The organism is Klebsiella sp. GG_Kp146 (assembly GCF_040061975.1).
GTDB lineage: Bacteria > Pseudomonadota > Gammaproteobacteria > Enterobacterales > Enterobacteriaceae > Klebsiella > Klebsiella quasipneumoniae.
The window spans coordinates 148,831-165,875 of the sequence record NZ_JBEAHA010000008.1 but is presented as its reverse complement, the minus strand read 5'-3'; the positions used below and the strand labels follow the sequence as shown (position 1 = coordinate 165,875).

Below are 17,045 nucleotides of genomic sequence, written 5' to 3'. Positions count from 1 at the left end.
TTTGAATAAAAGGAAAAATAATGAAAAAGCAACTCTCGCTGCTGGCCGTCGCGCTGCTGCTGGCGCAACCGGCTCTGGCTAAAGACATCCCGCTGAACAGGGCGGCGGCCCTCGCCAATAGCGTGACGCCGGCTGCCTCCAGTCAGGCGTATGACGATCTTGAGCAACAGGCGCTGGCGCAGTTGCGCCACGCGCTGCAAGGGGATGCCGCGACGCTGACCCGCGATCGGTTGGCGCACACGAAACAAAACAAAACCCAGGCCGATACCGCCTGGCTGAAGGCCAGCGGCTACGACTTCCAGACCCGGGCAAACCAGCAGGCGGATATTGCGCTATTGTCGGCGTTCAGCAGTCTGCCGGAGACCGTCGTGAAGCAGAATCTGGCGACGGTGACCGCCATCAACCGCGACGCCGTGCAGACCACCCGCCGTCAGGCGCTGGCCGATGCGCAAGGGATTAGCTACCTCTATTTCCTCAGCGACGCGCTGGGGCCTCGTCTGGGCAACGCGTTTCTGACCGCCTATGACCAGGGCGCGCTGGGGAAAGCGGCGGCGCTGATCAAAGCCTCGGAAGTCAGCACCGGCGAGGCGAAAAAGCACTTCCACAATCCGCGGCCGTTCCTGGTCCAGGGCAACACCATTCACCTGGTGCCGGACGACGTGGTGGTAAAGGATAACCAGCCCTATACCGCCGACGGCGGCTCGTTCCCCAGTGGCCACACCAACACTGGCTATACCGATGCGCTGCTGCTGGCGGCGATGATCCCGGAGCGCTACGACGCGCTGGTGGCGCGCGGCGCCCGCTATGGCTACTCGCGCATCGTGCTGGGCGTCCACTATCCGCTGGACGTGATCGGCTCGCGGATGGTGGCTGAGCGCAACGTGGCCCATTATCTTAACGATCCGCGCTACCGGGTATTATTTAACGAAGCCCGCGATCAGCTGCGCGCCGCGCTGGCGAAAGCCTGCGGTACGTCGCTTGCCGAGTGCGCGAAGAGCAGCGTGAAAGACGATCCCTGGCGCGATCCGGCGATGCGTGATTTTACTCGTTTCACCATGACCTACGACCTGCCGCGGCAGAAGGGGCCGCAGCCGCGCCTGCAGGCGCCGGAGGGGGCGGAAGTGCTGCTGGAGGCTGCCCTGCCGCAGCTGTCAGCGGCCCAGCGCCGGGCGCTGATGGTCAACACCGCGCTGCCGGCGGGCTACCCGCTGTCCGGCGCCACCCCCGAACAGCAGTTCTGGCAGCGGCTGAATCTGTCGGCGGCCTGGGAGATGGCGCAAAAAAGGCATTAATGCGGTTTCCGGCACGCTGCGCCGCGTGTCGCGCTTTTCCGGCAACGGGCGGACTTATCGCAGCAATACCCAGGCTGACGCACCGCCCGTCATTGAAATTCCCCCAACTATCCCCCATTCTAGATCTCATGCATAAGCGCCGGACGCGCGCTTCACTCACCCTTATCAACAGGACAGCGCATATGACCAATCCATTACTGACGCCTTTTTCCCTGCCGCCTTTTTCTGCGATCAAACCAGAGCACGTGGTCCCTGCGGTCACCAAAGCGCTGGAGGATTGCCGGGCCGCGGTGGAAAGCGCGGTGGCGCACGGCGCGCCGTATAGCTGGGAAAATCTTTGCCAGCCGCTGGCGGAAGTGGACGATGTGCTGGGACGCATCTTCTCGCCTGTCAGCCATCTCAATTCGGTAAAAAACAGCCCGGAACTGCGTGAGGCCTACGAACAGACGCTGCCGCTGCTCTCCGAGTACAGCACCTGGGTCGGCCAGCATGAAGGCCTGTATAAAGCCTACCGCGATCTGCGCGATGGCGATAACTACGCCACGCTGAATACCGCGCAGAAAAAAGCGGTGGATAACGCGCTGCGCGATTTCGAATTATCCGGTATTGGCCTGCCGCCGGAGGCGCAGAAACGCTACGGTGAAATCGCCGCGCGCCTCTCTGAGCTGGGCAACCAGTACAGCAACAACGTCCTTGACGCCACCATGGGCTGGAACAAGCTGGTGACCGACGTCGCCGATCTGGCCGGTATGCCGGAAAGCGCGCTGGCCGCCGCTCAGGCGCAGGCCCAGGCCAAAGAGCAGGAAGGGTATCTGCTGACCCTGGATATCCCGAGCTACCTGCCGGTGATGACCTACTGCGACAATCAGGCGCTGCGCGAAGAGATGTACCGCGCCTACTCCACGCGCGCCTCCGACCAGGGGCCAAACGCCGGTAAATGGGATAACAGCCCGGTGATGGCGGAGATCCTCGCCCTGCGCCACGAGCTGGCGCAGCTGCTGGGCTTTGACAGCTACGCTTTTAAATCCCTCGCCACCAAAATGGCGGAGGATCCGCAGCAGGTGCTCGACTTCCTCACCGACCTGGCAAAACGCGCCCGTCCGCAGGGCGAAAAAGAGCTGGCCCAGCTGCGCGCTTTCGCTAAAGCCGAGTTCGGCGTCGAAGAGCTGCAGCCGTGGGACATCGCTTACTACAGCGAAAAACAGAAACAGCATCTCTACAGCATCAGCGATGAGCAGCTGCGCCCCTATTTCCCGGAAAACAGAGCCGTTAACGGTCTGTTCGAAGTGGTGAAGCGCATTTACGGCATTACCGCCAAAGAGCGTACCGATGTCGACGTGTGGCATCCGGAAGTGCGCTTCTTCGAGCTGTATGACGAACACAACGAGCTGCGCGGCAGCTTCTATCTCGACCTGTATGCCCGCGAGCACAAGCGCGGCGGGGCGTGGATGGACGACTGTGTCGGCCAGATGCGTAAGCTGGATGGTTCCCTGCAGAAGCCGGTCGCCTACCTGACCTGTAACTTCAACCGTCCGGTCAACGGCAAACCGGCGCTGTTCACCCACGACGAAGTGATCACCCTGTTCCACGAGTTCGGCCACGGTCTGCACCACATGCTGACCCGCATCGATACCGCCGGGGTTTCCGGCATCAGCGGGGTGCCGTGGGACGCGGTCGAGCTGCCGAGCCAGTTTATGGAAAACTGGTGCTGGGAGCCGGAAGCGCTGGCCTTTATCTCCGGTCATTATGAAACCGGTGAACCGCTGCCGCAGGCGCTGCTGGAGAAAATGCTGGCGGCGAAAAACTACCAGGCGGCGATGTTTATTCTGCGCCAGCTGGAGTTCGGCCTGTTCGATTTCCGCCTGCACGCGGAGTACAAGCCGGAGCAGGGGGCGAAAATCCTTGAGACCCTCGCGGAGATTAAAAAGCAGGTCGCCGTGGTGCCGGGACCAACCTGGGGCCGCTTCCCGCACGCCTTCAGCCATATCTTCGCCGGCGGTTACGCGGCGGGTTACTACAGCTACCTGTGGGCCGACGTGCTGGCGGCAGACGCCTTCTCACGCTTCGAAGAAGAGGGGATCTTCAATCGCGAAACCGGTCAGTCGTTCCTCGATAACATCCTGAGCCGCGGCGGTTCTGAAGAGCCGATGGTGCTGTTCAAACGCTTCCGCGGGCGCGAGCCGCAGCTGGATGCGATGCTGGAGCATTACGGGATCAAGGGTTAACTCTGCGGTGAAGATCTGCTTAATTGATGAAACGGGCGCCGGAGACGGCGCCTTATCTGTTTTAGCCGCCCGCTGGGGGCTGGAGCAGGATGACGATAACCTGATGGCGCTGGTGCTGACCGCTGAGCATCTGGAGCTGCGTAAGCGCGATGAGCCCAAACTCGGCGGTATCTTCGTCGATTTCGTCGGCGGGGCGATGGCCCACCGGCGCAAGTTTGGCGGCGGTCGCGGAGAAGCGGTGGCCAAAGCGGTCGGTATTAAAGGCGATTATCTGCCGGATGTCGTCGATGCCACCGCCGGATTGGGGCGTGACGCCTTTGTGCTGGCGTCGGTCGGCTGTCGCGTGCGGATGCTGGAGCGTAATCCGGTGGTCGCCGCGCTGCTCGACGATGGCCTGGCCCGCGGCTATGCCGATGCGGAAATCGGCGGCTGGCTGCAGGAGCGGCTGCAGCTGATCCACGCCTCCAGCCTGACGGCGCTGACCGATATTACCCCGCGTCCGCAGGTGGTCTACCTCGACCCGATGTTCCCGCATAAGCAGAAAAGCGCGCTGGTGAAGAAAGAGATGCGCGTCTTTCAGTCGCTGGTGGGGCCCGATTTAGACGCCGATGGCCTGCTGGCCCCGGCGCGCCAGCTGGCGACCAAACGGGTGGTGGTGAAGCGCCCGGATTACGCGCCGCCGCTGGCGGAAGTCGCCACGCCGAACGCGGTGGTGACCAAAGGGCATCGGTTTGATATTTACGCCGGTACGCCGGCGTAAATTTGCAATCTATCAGGCATCGCGCCGTCATGCTGCCGGGTGGCGGCTACGCCTTACCCGGCCTACATAATCATTTATATATCAGATGGATATCATTCCCGCATGCCGGGCTGAGAAAGGCGTAAACCGACGATCATCTCTACCGCTCAGCTTCCCCCGGGGTATTAATCATCCGGTTCAGCCACGGCACCATCAGCGCCATCACTACCGTGACCCCCAGGGTCACCAGGCCAATTTTACTGAACACGCTGGTGTAAACGGGCAGCGTCTGCAGCGGGTCGGTGATATTTTCCGGCACCGCGGTGAAGGTCGCCACATAGCCGCCGAGCAGGAACGCGGCGGCCTGGGTCAGGAACCACATCCCCAGAATAAAGCCCATCAGATGCTGCGGCACCAGCGCGGCGACCATCGCTAGCCCCAGGGCGCTGATCAGCAACTCGCCCAGGCTCTGGAACAGATAAACCAGCACAATAAACCACGGCGAGGTTAATCCCTGGGCGTCGGCGAACCACATCCCGGCGGCCGCGGCGGTAAGGAAGCCCAGCGCGCAGAGGAACATCCCGAGGGTAAATTTCACCGGCATGGTCAGGTCTTTACCCTTGTGGCCGAGATGGGTGTAGATCGCCGCCAGCACCGGGCTGGCCACCACCACCCAGAAGGGGTTCAGGGCCTGGAAACTGACCGGGTTGATGGTAAAACCCAGGATCTGATGATGGACGTTATTGATGGCGAAGAAGTTCAGCGAGGTCGGCATCTGGGCGTAGAGAATGTAAAACAGCACCGCCTCGATCATCAGGATAAAGGCGACGAACATTTTGTTGCGCCCGGTTTTATCAAGGCGAAACGCCTCGCGGAAAAAGAACGCAATGACCACAACCGACAGGACAATCAGCACCAGGTTGGCGATCATCACGTTATGCATCAGCCAGGCGCAGAGAAAAATCATTACCACCGTACCGGCCAGCACCAGCGCCAGATTGCGCAGGCTGAGGGGGCGATGATCGGGCTCTGAACCAATCTCTTTCACCATCCCGCGGCAGGCGAGGTAGACCAGCAGCGCGATAATCAGCCCCGCGCCGCACAGGTTATAGGTCACCGCGTAGCCAAACTTTTCCGCGATCACCGGCGCCAGCGACAGCGACAGCAGCGAACCGATGTTTATCGACATATAAAACAGGGTAAACGCCCCGTCGAGACGGGCATCCTTCGGCGGATAGCATTTTGACAGCAGGCTCGCCGGGTTGGCTTTAAACAAACCGTTGCCGACGGCGATGGTGCCGAGGGCGATAAAGATCAGCTGCGGTTTCAGCAGCGACATCCCGGTCATAAAGTAGCCGATGGCCAGCACAATCGCGCCGAGCACCAGCGTGCGTTTGGTCCCCAGCAGATGGTCGCCCACGTAGCCGCCGATGGAGATCAGCCCGTAAACCAGCGCCGCGAAGGCGCCGAAGGTGATAAAGGCCTGTTCCTGAGAGAAGCCCAACTGTTTCACAAAGAAGACCGCCAGGATCCCCTGAACGCCGTAATAGCCAAAACGTTCCCAGAGCTCCACAAAGAAGATCATAAAGAACGGACGAGGTTGCTGCAGCAAGCCCGTAGGTGCAGTTGTATTCATATTCCTTCGCCTTGTATTACTTTCCCAAAAAGTATGAACGCGTATGCCAGAACGCGCCGAAAATGTCTGATAACTCGCCATGCTGCGGTTATTGGCTTATTGAATAGATTATTATATAGATGTTTTAGTGAATAACTGGTTGATCACACTAATTGAATGGCTTTTTTATGGAGTTAAGCTCTATTGTCTGGCGAGGCGGAAGCGAAAATAAAAACGCCCGCAGCGGCGGGCGTCTGGCATGACACAACGGGACGGTTATTCGTCTTCTTCGTCGCGTAGCGGGACAATCAGCATGTCGACATGGACGGTGTTGATCAGCTGACGGGCAGAGGACATCAGCTTGCTCCAGAAGTCCTGATGGTGGCCGCAGACCACCAGGTCCATATCATATTTTTTAATCGCATCGACCAGCACCTGGCCCAGGTCGCCGCTGCCGCTCAGGGTCTCGGTGATCGGGTAGCCGGCGTTGGTCGAGAGCTCGGTCAGCGCGTGATGGGTCTCTTCGGAGATGCGTTTTTGCATGTCGCCGAGGTTCACGTCAATCAGCCCGGTGTAGAGGTCGGAGTAATTCACATCCACGTGGATCAGGGAGACTTTCGCGTTATACGGGCGGGCCATAGAAACGGCTTTTTCAACCAGTACTTTACTCTCCGGGGACAGGTCTACTGCAATCAGAATATGTTTGTAAGCCATAGTGTTACTCCTTCCATAAGTTTGTCGATGACCATTGGACCTGACAGCTGGCGCTGCCGTTTCGCCCGCGTCCTGCGTGCTACATTCGCGGGAGGGTAGCCTTTAAGGACTTCATTGTAGAAGATATTTCTTACCTTATAGCGCCCCCCGCACTCCGTCAATGCACTGGGTTCACCTAAAAGTTAAACAAATTTATCCGTCTTACGTATTGATAACGAATAACCTTGTGGTAAAAAAATTAATGGATCTCCTACACTATTTAATGAGCCGGTCGGAAAAATAAATGTGATCGGAATCGCACTCTTTACGGTATTGTCGTCGGTTATTTGGGGAGCGGTAGCCGCGGAGGGTTTCTCCGTGGGCGGGTCGCCGGGGAGGAGGTATGATCAGCACTATTGCGCTGTTTTGGGCCCTGTGTGTCGTTTGTGTGGTGAATATGGCACGCTACTTCTCATCGTTGCGTGCATTATTGGTTGTGCTACGTGGTTGCGATCCCTTGCTCTATCAGTACGTCGATGGCGGCGGCTTTTTTACCTCGCACGGGCAGCCCAGCAAACAGATGCGCCTGGTGTGGTATATCTATGCCCAGCGCTACCGTGACCATCATGACGATGAATTTATTCGTCGCTGCGAACGTGTTCGTCGCCAGTTTATTCTGACCAGCGCCCTGTGCGGCCTGGTGGTGGTGAGCCTGATTGCGTTGATGATCTGGCACTGACGGCATCTTCGGGATAAAAAAACGGGCCAGCAAGCTGGCCCGTTTTGAACGAATAGCGCTTAAATCAGCTTCAGGGAGAGCCAGTAAAGGACGCCTGAAAGGATAATCGCTGCCGGCAGGGTCAGCACCCAGGCCATCAGAATGCTCGTCACCGTCTTTTTCTGCAGACCACCGCCATCCACCAGCATCGTCCCCGCTACCGAGGAGGAGAGTACGTGGGTGGTGGAGACCGGCATCCCGGTGTAGCTCGCCAGACCGATAGACACCGCCGCGGTCATCTGCGCCGACATCCCCTGGGCGTAGGTCATGCCCTTCTTACCAATCTTCTCACCGATAGTGGTCGCCACGCGGCGCCAGCCGATCATGGTGCCAATACCCAGCGCCAGTGCGACCGCCATGATAATCCAGATTGGCGCGTACTCGATGGTGCTCAGCATATCGGTTTTCAGTTTCTTCAGCAGACGCTGGTCGTCAGCGCTCACGTCCGGCAGTTTCGCCACTTTGTCGGTGGTGTCGGAGATGCAGAGCATGATGCGACGCAGCTGGCCGCGCTGTTCCGGTTTTAGCGACTCGTAGTTCTCAACGCCGGTCAGCATGGTCTTCACGCGGTCAAGGGCGTTGATGGTGTTCGCCGGATGACAATGAAACTCGCCGTTGGCCGCGGTATTGGTGTCCGGAGAGGGAACCAACTGGTCAACGCCGGTGGCTTTCTTCAGCAGGTCAGGGCGCTGCTGGAAGAAGGTTTCCACGTTGTTGACCGCATCGCGGGTACGGGTGATTTCGTAACCGGAGGCGTTCATATTCACCACGAAGCCCGCCGGGGCGACGCCGATCAGGACCAGCATCACCAGACCAATGCCTTTCTGTCCATCGTTAGCGCCGTGAGAGAACGACACGCCGATAGCGGACAGGATCAGGGCGATACGGGTCCAGAACGGCGGCTTTTTCTTGCCGTCTTTCTTTTCACGCTCCGCTGGGGTCAGGTGGATACGCGCCCGTTTCTTGGTGCCGCTCCAGTAGCGACGCAGCAGGAAAATCAGGCCGCCCGCGATCACCAGGCCGACGATAGGCGAGATAATCAGCGATCCAAAAATGCCGATGACTTTCGGGATATTCAGCGCGTCAACGACCGACGTACCGGTCATTAAGGCATTGGTGAGACCGATCCCGATGATAGCGCCGATCAGCGTATGGGAACTGGATGCCGGCAGACCGAAGTACCAGGTGCCGAGGTTCCAGATGATCGCCGCCAGCAGCATAGAGAACACCATGGCGAGGCCATGTGCGGAACCCATGTTAAGCAGCAGATCGGTCGGCAGCATATGCACGATGGCATAGGCTACGCTGAGACCCCCCAGCAGAACGCCGAAGAAGTTGAAGAGCGCCGCCATCGCCACAGCGAGCTGTGAGCGCATAGCGCGAGTGTAGATAACCGTAGCCACCGCGTTTGCGGTATCATGGAAACCGTTAATCGCTTCGTAAAACAGTACAAAAGCTAAAGCAAGCAATAATAATAGTCCGGTATGTAAATCCAGACCGGCAAATAAATGTAGCATAGGACGTTACGCCATTTTGAGGACATGAACGCGGCGCATTATCAGTGACTTTAGCGGCGCGGGCAAAGTGAAATATAGACTTTTTTTGATTTTCTTCCTGTTTAGGTTTTACCCTGTTGGGAGTAATCCTATATCTTTCAATGATGTATCTAATGCGGGATTTTTCCCGCTGGTGTGACCAGAGTGAAATATTTACAAAACCCGACAATTGGGGAACGAGGAATGCGCTGTGGAAAGGTTTGATGCCATTGTCGTTGGCGCCGGAGCGGCGGGAATGTTTTGCGCAGCGCAGGCGGGGCAGCTCGGCTGTCGCGTTCTGCTGCTCGACAACGGCAAAAAGCCGGGACGAAAAATTCTGATGTCCGGCGGCGGTCGCTGCAACTTTACCAATATGTATGTTGAGCCGGCGGCCTATTTGAGCCAAAACCCGCATTTTTGCAAATCTGCCCTGGCGCGCTACACCCAGTGGGACTTTATCGAGCTGGTCGGCAAATATGGCATCGCCTGGCATGAGAAAACCCTCGGTCAGCTGTTTTGCGATGATTCGGCGGAACAGATCGTCAATCTGTTGCTGGCGGAATGCGAAAAGGGCGGCGTGCAGATCCGCCTGCGCAGCGAAATCCTCAGCGTCGAGTGCGATGAGCAAGGCTACCGGCTCCAGGTGAACGGCGAAACGCTGGCGACCAAAAAGCTGGTGATCGCCTCCGGCGGCTTGTCGATGCCGGGCCTTGGCGCCTCGCCGTTCGGCTATAAAATCGCCGAACAGTTCGGCCTGAAGGTGCTGCCGACCCGTGCGGGTCTGGTGCCGTTTACCCTGCACAAGCCGCTGCTTGAGCAGCTGCAGGTTCTCTCCGGCGTCTCGGTGCCGTCGACCATCACCGCCGAGAACGGCACCCTGTTCCGCGAAAATCTGCTGTTCACCCATCGCGGCCTTTCCGGACCGGCGGTGCTGCAAATTTCCAGCTACTGGCAGCCCGGCGAGTTCGTCACCGTGAATCTGCTGCCGGACTGCAATCTTGAAGACTTCCTTAATGAGCAGCGCGGCGCGCATCCCAACCAGAGCCTGAAAAACACCCTCGCGATGCAGTTGCCGAAGCGGCTGGTGGAGTGCCTGCAGCAGCTGGGGCAAATTCCTGATGTCACGCTGAAGCAGCTGAACGTTCGCGACCAGCAGGCGCTGGTGGCGACGCTGACCGCCTGGCGCGTACAGCCGAACGGCACCGAAGGCTACCGGACGGCGGAGGTGACCCTCGGCGGCGTGGACACCAATGAGCTCTCGTCGCGTACTATGGAGGCGCGCAAGGCGCCGGGCCTCTACTTTATCGGCGAAGTGATGGACGTCACCGGCTGGCTCGGCGGGTATAACTTCCAGTGGGCGTGGTCAAGCGCCTGGGCCTGCGCGCAGGCGCTGGTGGACGCTTAAACTAAGGGCCCGGGCATTCGGCGCCCGGGCGTGTAGGTTAGTTCAACCCAAGAAAATACTGGGCGATTTTGAAATAGATGATCAGTCCGGTGCCATCGATCAGCGTGGCGATAAACGGCGCGGAAACCACCGCCGGGTCGATGCCGATCCGTTTAAGTACCATCGGGATGACCGACGAGACAATCGCGCTCCACAGGGTAATGCATACCAGCGTCAGGCTGACGATCAGCGTGATTTCCATGCCGATGCCCATCATCCAGGCGCGCAGGCAGCCCGCCAGCCCCAGCGTTAAGGCAATCAGAAATGAGGTCGATACCTCTTTGCGGATCACCCGCCCCATATCGCGCAGCCGTACTTCTCCCAGCGCCATCGAGCGCACCAGCGTCGAGGTGATCTGCGTTCCGCTGTTGCCGCCGGTACCGATGAGCAGCGGAATAAAGAAGGCCAGCGCGATGGCCGATTCCAGCGCCTCTTCAAAATGCTGCAGCACGCTGCTGGTGTAGGCTTCGGCCACGAACAGCAGCAGCAGCCACACCGAGCGTTTCTTCCACAGCGTCCAGGGGCTGATGTCCAGATACGGTTTTTCCAGCGGCAGCGTCGCCCCCTGCAGCTGGGCGTCCTCGGTGACGTCATCCTCCAGCAGATGGGCGATCTCCTTTTCCATCAGGCAGCCGACCAGCTCGCCTTTATCGACGACGGGAACCAGGTCGAGGCCGCGCTCGTTGAGCTCGGCTATCACCTGCGGGCGTTCATCGTCAGGTTTGACGCGGAACAGGCAGCTGTCCATCAGGTAGCGGATAGACTGCCCGACATCCCCTTCCTGCAGTAGCTTTTTGACCGACAGGCTGCCGCGCAGCTTCTTGCCGGCGACCACAAACACCTGGCCGGGAATATCATCGCTGGTGAGCTGTGAGATAAAGTGCTCCCGCGCTTCATGGACGCTGAGATGTTCCTGCAGCGTAATAAAGTCGGTACGCATGTACTGTGCGATGGCATCGCCGTCGAAGCCAGAGGTCGCCTGATGGGCGGCGCAGAGTTGAATGGAAGACATGATTAAAATCCCTATAAAAAATCACTCATAGGGGCGAACAAGACAGGGTTAGCGCAGGCAGATCCCTACGTCCTGGTTTTAGCACTGCATAACGTATCTGAACGGTCATGACCGCCAGAAGTTACCTTGGCAACACCTTGATTCGATGGAAGCCTGTATTTCCCTGAGTGGTCTCTCTCGATACCAACAGGGCGGTAACTTGTATTTATGCAGGAGCCTCGCCATAACGAGATCGTTAAATGAGGCGCCATTATTGGCGAAGAGGGATAATTCACCAAGCGTATAGTTTAGGTGGTTTATCAACTGTTGATAAACCACCCAGGCATTTTCAAATAGTTAATCATCCGCTAAACACTGCAAATGCCCATGGCGCACACCGCGCTGGGCAATCACGTCGTCGGCAAAATGCTGCACCTCGGCCATGTCTCCCTTCAGCACCGCAATCTCCAGGCAGTCGTCATGGCTGATATGCACATGCAGCGTGGCGACGGAGAGATCGTGATGATGATGCTGGGTGGCCACCAGCCGGCTCGCCAGTTCGCGTTTTTCATGCTCGTAGACATATGACAGGACGGCATAACCGCGCCGCGGCTCCGACGGCGCGGGATCCTGGTTGAGGGCGTCGCGCAGAATATCGCGTACCGCCTCCGAACGGTTGTGGTAGCCGCGGCGGGCGCTGAGCGCATCGAGAGCGGCCAGCAGGTCATCATCAAGGGTCAGGGTTACGCGCTGCATGGCATGGCCTCGTTGAGCAGAGTGGCAGGAAAAGGTGGCAGCACCGCCTGCTGGAGCGCCTGTCCGGCAGGGGAGCGCAGGCGCAGCGGTAGACTGACCGTTGCGGTTTCGACGATGCGTCCGTGCTCCATCACCAGCACCCGCTGGCAAAAGCGCTCCACCAGCCGCAGGTCGTGGGTAATGAACAGGCAGGCGGTGCCAAACCGGGCCTGCAGGCGCTTCAGCAGGGCGATAATCTCCGCCTGCAGCAGCAGATCGAGATTCGAGACCGCTTCATCCAGGATCAACAGCTGCGGCCGCACCGCCAGGGCGCGAGCCAGGCAGACGCGCTGCAACTGTCCACCGCTGAGCTGCGCCGGGCGTTTATCGAGCAGCGTCGTGGAAAGGTCGACCGCGTGCAGCATCTCTTCCACCCGCCGTGCGCGCTCCTCGCGCGACAAGCGGAACAGATGGCGCAGCGGCTCGCTGACGATCTCGCGCACCGTTTTGCGCGGATTCACCGCGCTGAAGGCATCCTGAAACACCAGCTGAATATCACGGCGGAAGGCGCCGATGCCCTCACCCTTCAGGGCGGTCAGCGGTGTGCCGCGCCAGACAATATCGCCGTGCTGCGGCGTTTCCAGGCCCACCAGCATCCGCGCCAGGGTGCTCTTGCCGCAGCCGCTGCGCCCGAGCAGGGCCACCGTTTCGCCGGGGGCGATGGCGAGTTGGATCTCGTGCAGGACCCTGCCGTGGTGGGGGTAATCGTGGCTCACCCCGTTGACGCTGAGTAAATTCATGCTGTTTTCTCCAGTCCGTACAGCGCCAGATGCGCCGCCAGCAGGCGCTGGCTCAGCGGGTGCTGTGGGGCGCTGAACAGCGTGTTTACATCGCACTGTTCAACGAGGCGACCGTTCTCCATGACCGTCACGTCATCCGCCAGCCGCGCCACAACGCCCATGTCATGCGTCACCAGCAGTAGCCCCAGACTGCGGCTGGCGACGATATCCGCCAGCAGATCGAGGATCCGCGCCTGGGCGATGGCATCGAGGTCGGTGGTCGGCTCGTCGGCGATGATAAAGGGCGCGCGGCTGAGCAGGGCGAGGGCGATCATCATCCGCTGCAGCATGCCGCCGCTCATCTCGAAGGGATAGCGGCTGAGCAGCGAGCGCGGATTATCCAGACCCACCTCTTCCATCACCGCCAGCAGGGCGGCGTCATTCGCTTCGCGTCCCGCCGCCCGGCAAGTTTCCCGGGCGTGGGCGGCCATGGTATGCAGCGGATTAAAGGCGCTGCGTGGGTTCTGCATGATGGTGGCGATAGTCGCGCCGCGCAGCTGTTCGCCGTGCACCGGCATGCCGTCAAGCAACACCCGGCCGGCGGTCTGGCTGACGCCGGGCGGCAGCAGGCCCAGCGCGGCGGCGCAGGTAAGCGATTTCCCGCTGCCGCTGCTGCCGAGCAGCGCCAGCACCTTGCCGCGGCGCAGGGTAAGAGAGACGTCGCTGACCAGCGGGCGGTCGGCGGCAAGGGCGATCTGTTGCAGTTGGATCTTTTGCGGCATCAGTGGCTATGCTCCGCGATCAGGTGAGGATCGAGGCGATCGCGCAGCGCGTCGCCCAGCAGGTTAAAGGCCATCACGCTGATGAACAGCGCCAGCCCCGGCCAGACCATCTGCAGCGGCTGGGTCCAGATATACTGCCGGGCATCGTTGATCATCACCCCCCATTCCGCCGTCGGCGCGCTGACGCCGAGGCCAAGGAACGACATACCGGCCACGTGAAGCATCATATGGCCGATATCCAGTGAGGCGAGCACCAGCAGCGAGGGGATCACCGCCCCTGCCAGATGGTCGCTGAACAGCCGCCACTGGCTGGCGCCGCTCAGGCGGGCGGCGAGGATAAATTCGCGCTGGCGCAGGGAGACCACCAGATTACGCACCATTCTGGCGTACCAGGCCCAGTGCGATAGCGCAATGGCGAGGATCACGTTGGTCAGCCCGGTGCCGAGCACCCCCACCATAAAGAACGACAGGATCGAGGTTGGAAAGGTCATAAACAGTTCGGCGAGGCGCATCAGGCCGCGGTCGGCGCGGCCGCCCAGCAGCCCGGCGCTGCCGCCAACCGCCAGACCGATCAGCAGCACCAGCAGCAGGCAGGCCATTACCGCCCCCAGCGAGACGCGGGTAGCGGCCAGCAGGCGCGAGAAAATATCCCGTCCTAGATGATCGGTCCCCAGCCAGTGCGCTGCCCCTGGCGGCAGCAGTCGCTGCTGCAGGTTAATCGCCGCCGGATCCGAGGGGAGCCACCAGCCGCTGCCGATGGCGATGACCGCCAGCAGCGCAATAACCAGCAGGGCCAGTTTCACCGGCCAGCGGAAGTTTCGCAGCCATCTCATACGCTCACCTCCTCATGGCGGCGCAGGCGCGGGTCGAGCGCCGCGTTGAGCACATCCACCGCCAGGTTAGCGAGCACGAACACCGTGACCATCATCAGCGTAAAGCACTGAATCACCGGGTAATCGCGATTAAAGATCGCGGAAACCGCGTAGCGGCCGACCCCCGGCCAGGCAAAGATATTTTCAATAATCATGGTGCCGCCGATCAGCTCGCCAATGTGCATGCCCATGGCGGTCACCACCGGCAGGGTGGCGTTGCGCAGGATATGCCGCCGCTCCACCTGGCGCGCGCTCAAGCCGCGCAGCCGCGCCCACACCACGTGACGCTGACTGGAGACCTCCAGCATGCTGGCGCGCAGCAGGCGGGCGTTGATCGCCAGCGACATAAAGGCGATGGAGACGGCGGGCAATATCAGGTGCTGCCAGTCGCCGTACCCCATCGCCGGAAGCCACTGCAGATGCACGGAAAAAAGCATCACCAGCAGAAAGGCCAGCCAGAAGTTCGGCATCGACACGCCGAGGAAGGCTATCAGCCGCACAGCAAAGTCCGGCAGGCGATCGCGATGGCGCGCCGCCCAGATCCCCAGCGGCAGCGAGGTGACGAGGATCAGCGCCAGCGCCGCGCCGGTGAGCAGCAGGGTGGCCGGCAGGAAGTGCAGCAGGTCATCCAGCACCGGTCGCCGGGTGGCATAGGAGAGGCCAAAGTCCAGGTGCAGCGCCCGCCACAGCCAGTGCAGATACTGCATCGCCAGCGGCTGGTTGAGCCCCAGCAGTTCGCGGGTCGAGGCGACCATCTCTTCAGTGGGCGGCAGGTTCGACAGGCGTAAATAATCCAGCGCCGGGTCGCCGGTGCCGAGCCGCAGCAGCAGAAAGATGATGGCGGAGGCGGCGAGCAGCAGCGGGATCAGCAGCAGCAGGCGGCGTAAAATATAGCGTAACATTATGGCGTTACCGGTTTAATCTGGTCGAAAGGGATCTCGGTGCTCACCGGCGCGAACGGGATCTCCCCGACCTCCCGGCGCGCAACCGACATCAGCGAGACATAGCTGATGGGCAGGTACACCGCGTCCTGGTGCAGGCGGCTCAGCACATCGTGGTACAACCGTTTCCGCTGCGCCTCGTCGCTGGTGGTCAGCACCTCGCTAATCTCTTTATCAATCAGCCCTTTGTCGGGCAGGCCGCGCTGGGCCTGATAATCGGCATGGGAGGGCACGCGCATCGAGCTTAAAAAGGCATGCGGATCGTAGGGGGCGCCCCAGGTGCGATTGAAGATCATGCCGAACCGCCCTTCGCGCTGGCGCGCATAGATGCTGCTCTCCTCCTCGCCCACCAGGGTGACGCGGACGCCGACCTCCCGCAGATTGGCCTGAATAATTTCGGCCATCGATTTAGCCAGCGCGTCGGTGCCGATAAACGCCAGCTCAATCGCCAGCGGTTGCCCGGCCTTTTGTCGCCAGGGCTGGCCTTCCGGTTGCTGCCAGCCGGCCTGCGCCAGCAGGGCGCGGGCTTTTGCCGGGTCGTAACGGCGCGGCGTCAGATCCTGCGGGGCGTAGGGGACCGAGGGCGCAAACAGGGTGTCGGCAACCTGCTGGGTGCCGTAGAGCACGCTATCGACGAGGGTCTGCTTGTCGACGGCGTAGTTGAGCGCCTCGCGAACCGCCTGCTCGCGGGTCGGGCCCTGGCTGGCGTTCAGCGCCAGCATCACCGTCTCCGCCGGGGCGGAGAGACGAGCCGCGTAGCCGGGGTGATGACGAAAGCGTTCGAAGGTATCCAGCGGCAGCAGCCCCTCGTCGCCGTAGAGCATGTCGATTTCTCCGGTTTCGAACGCCACCGCGCGGCTGGTGGCGTCGGGGATCACTTTGATGGTGATTTGCTGTAGCGCGGGTTTATTACCCCAGTAGCGTTCGTTGCGTACCAGCACGTCGCGCTGATTGAGCTGCGAACTCGCCAGTCGCCACGGCCCGGTGCCGATCGGGGCTTTGATGCCGTTGGCGGTGCCGCCATCGATAAACTGCGAGGGGGCGATAAAGCGGAACGGGCGCGGCAGGGCCAGCTCTTGTAGTAAGGGGGCGTAGGCGCTTTTCAGAGTGAGCTGCAGCTCGCTGGCGCTGAGCGCCCGCACGTCGGTTATCTGATTGGCGAGCTCAAGCCAGGCGTGGCGTTGGCGGTTGGCGAGCACCGCCTGGAAATTAGCCGCCGCGGCCTGGGCGTTAAAGGGTTCGCCGTTGGAGAAGGTCACATCCTCGCGCAGGGTAAACCACCAGGTTTTACCATCGGCGGAGTGGCGCCAGCGGGTCGCCAGCCAGGGCTGCACGCTGCCGTCAGCCTGATACTTCACCAGCGGTTCATAGACCATGCTTTGGGCAAACATCTGGTTGGGCGTATAGAGATGCGGATTCAGCGGGCCGACGTTCACCGGCCAGGCGGTAGTAAGCGAGTGCTGCGCGGCCTGAGCCAGCAGAGGGGCGCAGGCGACCAGCGCCAGCAGAGTGAGGCGGAAAATAGACAAGACGGCGTTCTCAGCGACAGGAAAGTATGACGATTTTAGTGATTCATCATACTTTCGGAGTAACCTGGATCAATATTGCGCCGGAAAGTATAAGT

Annotated in this window: 15 protein-coding genes and 1 riboswitch; of the genes, 5 read left to right on the top strand and 10 right to left on the bottom strand. The window is 60.5% G+C overall.

Annotated elements, in window-relative coordinates:
• The first annotated feature begins 20 nt into the window (after positions 1–20).
• The 3 genes from ABLU95_RS10280 to rsmJ all read left to right on the top strand — a co-directional run bounded on the left by ABLU95_RS10280 (position 21) and on the right by rsmJ (position 4,277).
• Entirely contained in the window at positions 21–1,292 is a 1,272-nt protein-coding gene (locus ABLU95_RS10280; protein WP_348879372.1) for a phosphatase PAP2 family protein, read from the top strand.
• A 182-nt stretch (positions 1,293–1,474) separates the two neighbouring features.
• Positions 1,475–3,517: an oligopeptidase A gene (gene prlC / locus ABLU95_RS10275; RefSeq protein WP_044524999.1), complete on the top strand. Its 2,043-nt coding sequence runs from the start codon at positions 1,475–1,477 to the stop codon at positions 3,515–3,517.
• Positions 3,518–3,524: 7 nt separating this feature from the next.
• A complete protein-coding gene (gene rsmJ, locus ABLU95_RS10270; RefSeq protein ID WP_032429010.1) occupies positions 3,525–4,277 on the top strand; it encodes a 16S rRNA (guanine(1516)-N(2))-methyltransferase RsmJ in 753 nt (250 codons plus the stop codon).
• Between the two features lie 139 nt (positions 4,278–4,416).
• Here rsmJ and dtpB read toward each other — a convergent pair whose 3' ends face one another.
• Positions 4,417–5,892: a dipeptide/tripeptide permease DtpB gene (gene dtpB / locus ABLU95_RS10265; RefSeq protein ID WP_032454295.1), complete on the bottom strand. Its 1,476-nt coding sequence runs from the start codon at positions 5,890–5,892 to the stop codon at positions 4,417–4,419.
• Between the two features lie 255 nt (positions 5,893–6,147).
• Entirely contained in the window at positions 6,148–6,585 is a 438-nt protein-coding gene (gene uspA / locus ABLU95_RS10260; protein WP_004145166.1) for a universal stress protein UspA, read from the bottom strand.
• Between the two features lie 382 nt (positions 6,586–6,967).
• Here uspA and uspB point away from each other — a divergent pair, with 382 nt between their 5' ends.
• Positions 6,968–7,303, top strand: coding sequence for a universal stress protein UspB (gene uspB, locus ABLU95_RS10255; protein WP_002921203.1), 336 nt, complete (start codon positions 6,968–6,970; stop codon positions 7,301–7,303).
• A 59-nt stretch (positions 7,304–7,362) separates the two neighbouring features.
• On the opposite strand, the gene pitA is transcribed toward uspB, so the two are convergent.
• Complete coding sequence (gene pitA / locus ABLU95_RS10250; RefSeq protein ID WP_004204940.1) at positions 7,363–8,859, bottom strand: inorganic phosphate transporter PitA; 1,497 nt, start codon at positions 8,857–8,859, stop codon at positions 7,363–7,365.
• A gap of 229 nt (positions 8,860–9,088) precedes the next feature.
• On the opposite strand from pitA, the gene ABLU95_RS10245 reads away from it, so the two are divergent.
• Complete coding sequence (locus ABLU95_RS10245) at positions 9,089–10,282, top strand: NAD(P)/FAD-dependent oxidoreductase (protein WP_348879369.1); 1,194 nt, start codon at positions 9,089–9,091, stop codon at positions 10,280–10,282.
• Positions 10,283–10,319: 37 nt separating this feature from the next.
• On the opposite strand, the gene ABLU95_RS10240 is transcribed toward ABLU95_RS10245, so the two are convergent.
• From ABLU95_RS10240 to nikA, 7 genes are all read right to left on the bottom strand, one after another.
• On the bottom strand, positions 10,320–11,333 hold the full coding sequence (locus tag ABLU95_RS10240) for a magnesium transporter (RefSeq protein ID WP_023291272.1): 1,014 nt from the start codon (positions 11,331–11,333) through the stop codon (positions 10,320–10,322).
• Between the two features lie 56 nt (positions 11,334–11,389).
• Positions 11,390–11,571: riboswitch (M-box (ykoK) riboswitch) on the bottom strand.
• 98 nt (positions 11,572–11,669) lie between these two features.
• Positions 11,670–12,068: a nickel-responsive transcriptional regulator NikR gene (nikR, locus tag ABLU95_RS10235; protein ID WP_023291271.1), complete on the bottom strand. Its 399-nt coding sequence runs from the start codon at positions 12,066–12,068 to the stop codon at positions 11,670–11,672.
• A complete protein-coding gene (gene nikE, locus ABLU95_RS10230) occupies positions 12,056–12,847 on the bottom strand; it encodes a nickel import ATP-binding protein NikE (protein ID WP_348879366.1) in 792 nt (263 codons plus the stop codon). The genes nikR and nikE overlap by 13 nt, the downstream gene beginning before the upstream one ends.
• On the bottom strand, positions 12,844–13,608 hold the full coding sequence (nikD, locus tag ABLU95_RS10225; RefSeq protein WP_117136568.1) for a nickel import ATP-binding protein NikD: 765 nt from the start codon (positions 13,606–13,608) through the stop codon (positions 12,844–12,846). Before nikD ends, nikE begins: the two co-directional genes overlap by 4 nt.
• Positions 13,608–14,441 carry a nickel ABC transporter permease subunit NikC gene (nikC, locus tag ABLU95_RS10220; protein ID WP_048298537.1) on the bottom strand — a complete coding sequence of 278 codons (834 nt, stop codon included), beginning with the start codon at positions 14,439–14,441 and terminating at the stop codon, positions 13,608–13,610. The genes nikD and nikC overlap by 1 nt, the downstream gene beginning before the upstream one ends.
• A complete protein-coding gene (nikB, locus tag ABLU95_RS10215; protein ID WP_023291267.1) occupies positions 14,438–15,382 on the bottom strand; it encodes a nickel ABC transporter permease subunit NikB in 945 nt (314 codons plus the stop codon). The genes nikC and nikB overlap by 4 nt, the downstream gene beginning before the upstream one ends.
• Positions 15,382–16,950: a nickel ABC transporter substrate-binding protein gene (gene nikA, locus ABLU95_RS10210; RefSeq protein WP_086076390.1), complete on the bottom strand. Its 1,569-nt coding sequence runs from the start codon at positions 16,948–16,950 to the stop codon at positions 15,382–15,384. Before nikA ends, nikB begins: the two co-directional genes overlap by 1 nt.
• Positions 16,951–17,045 lie beyond the last annotated feature (95 nt).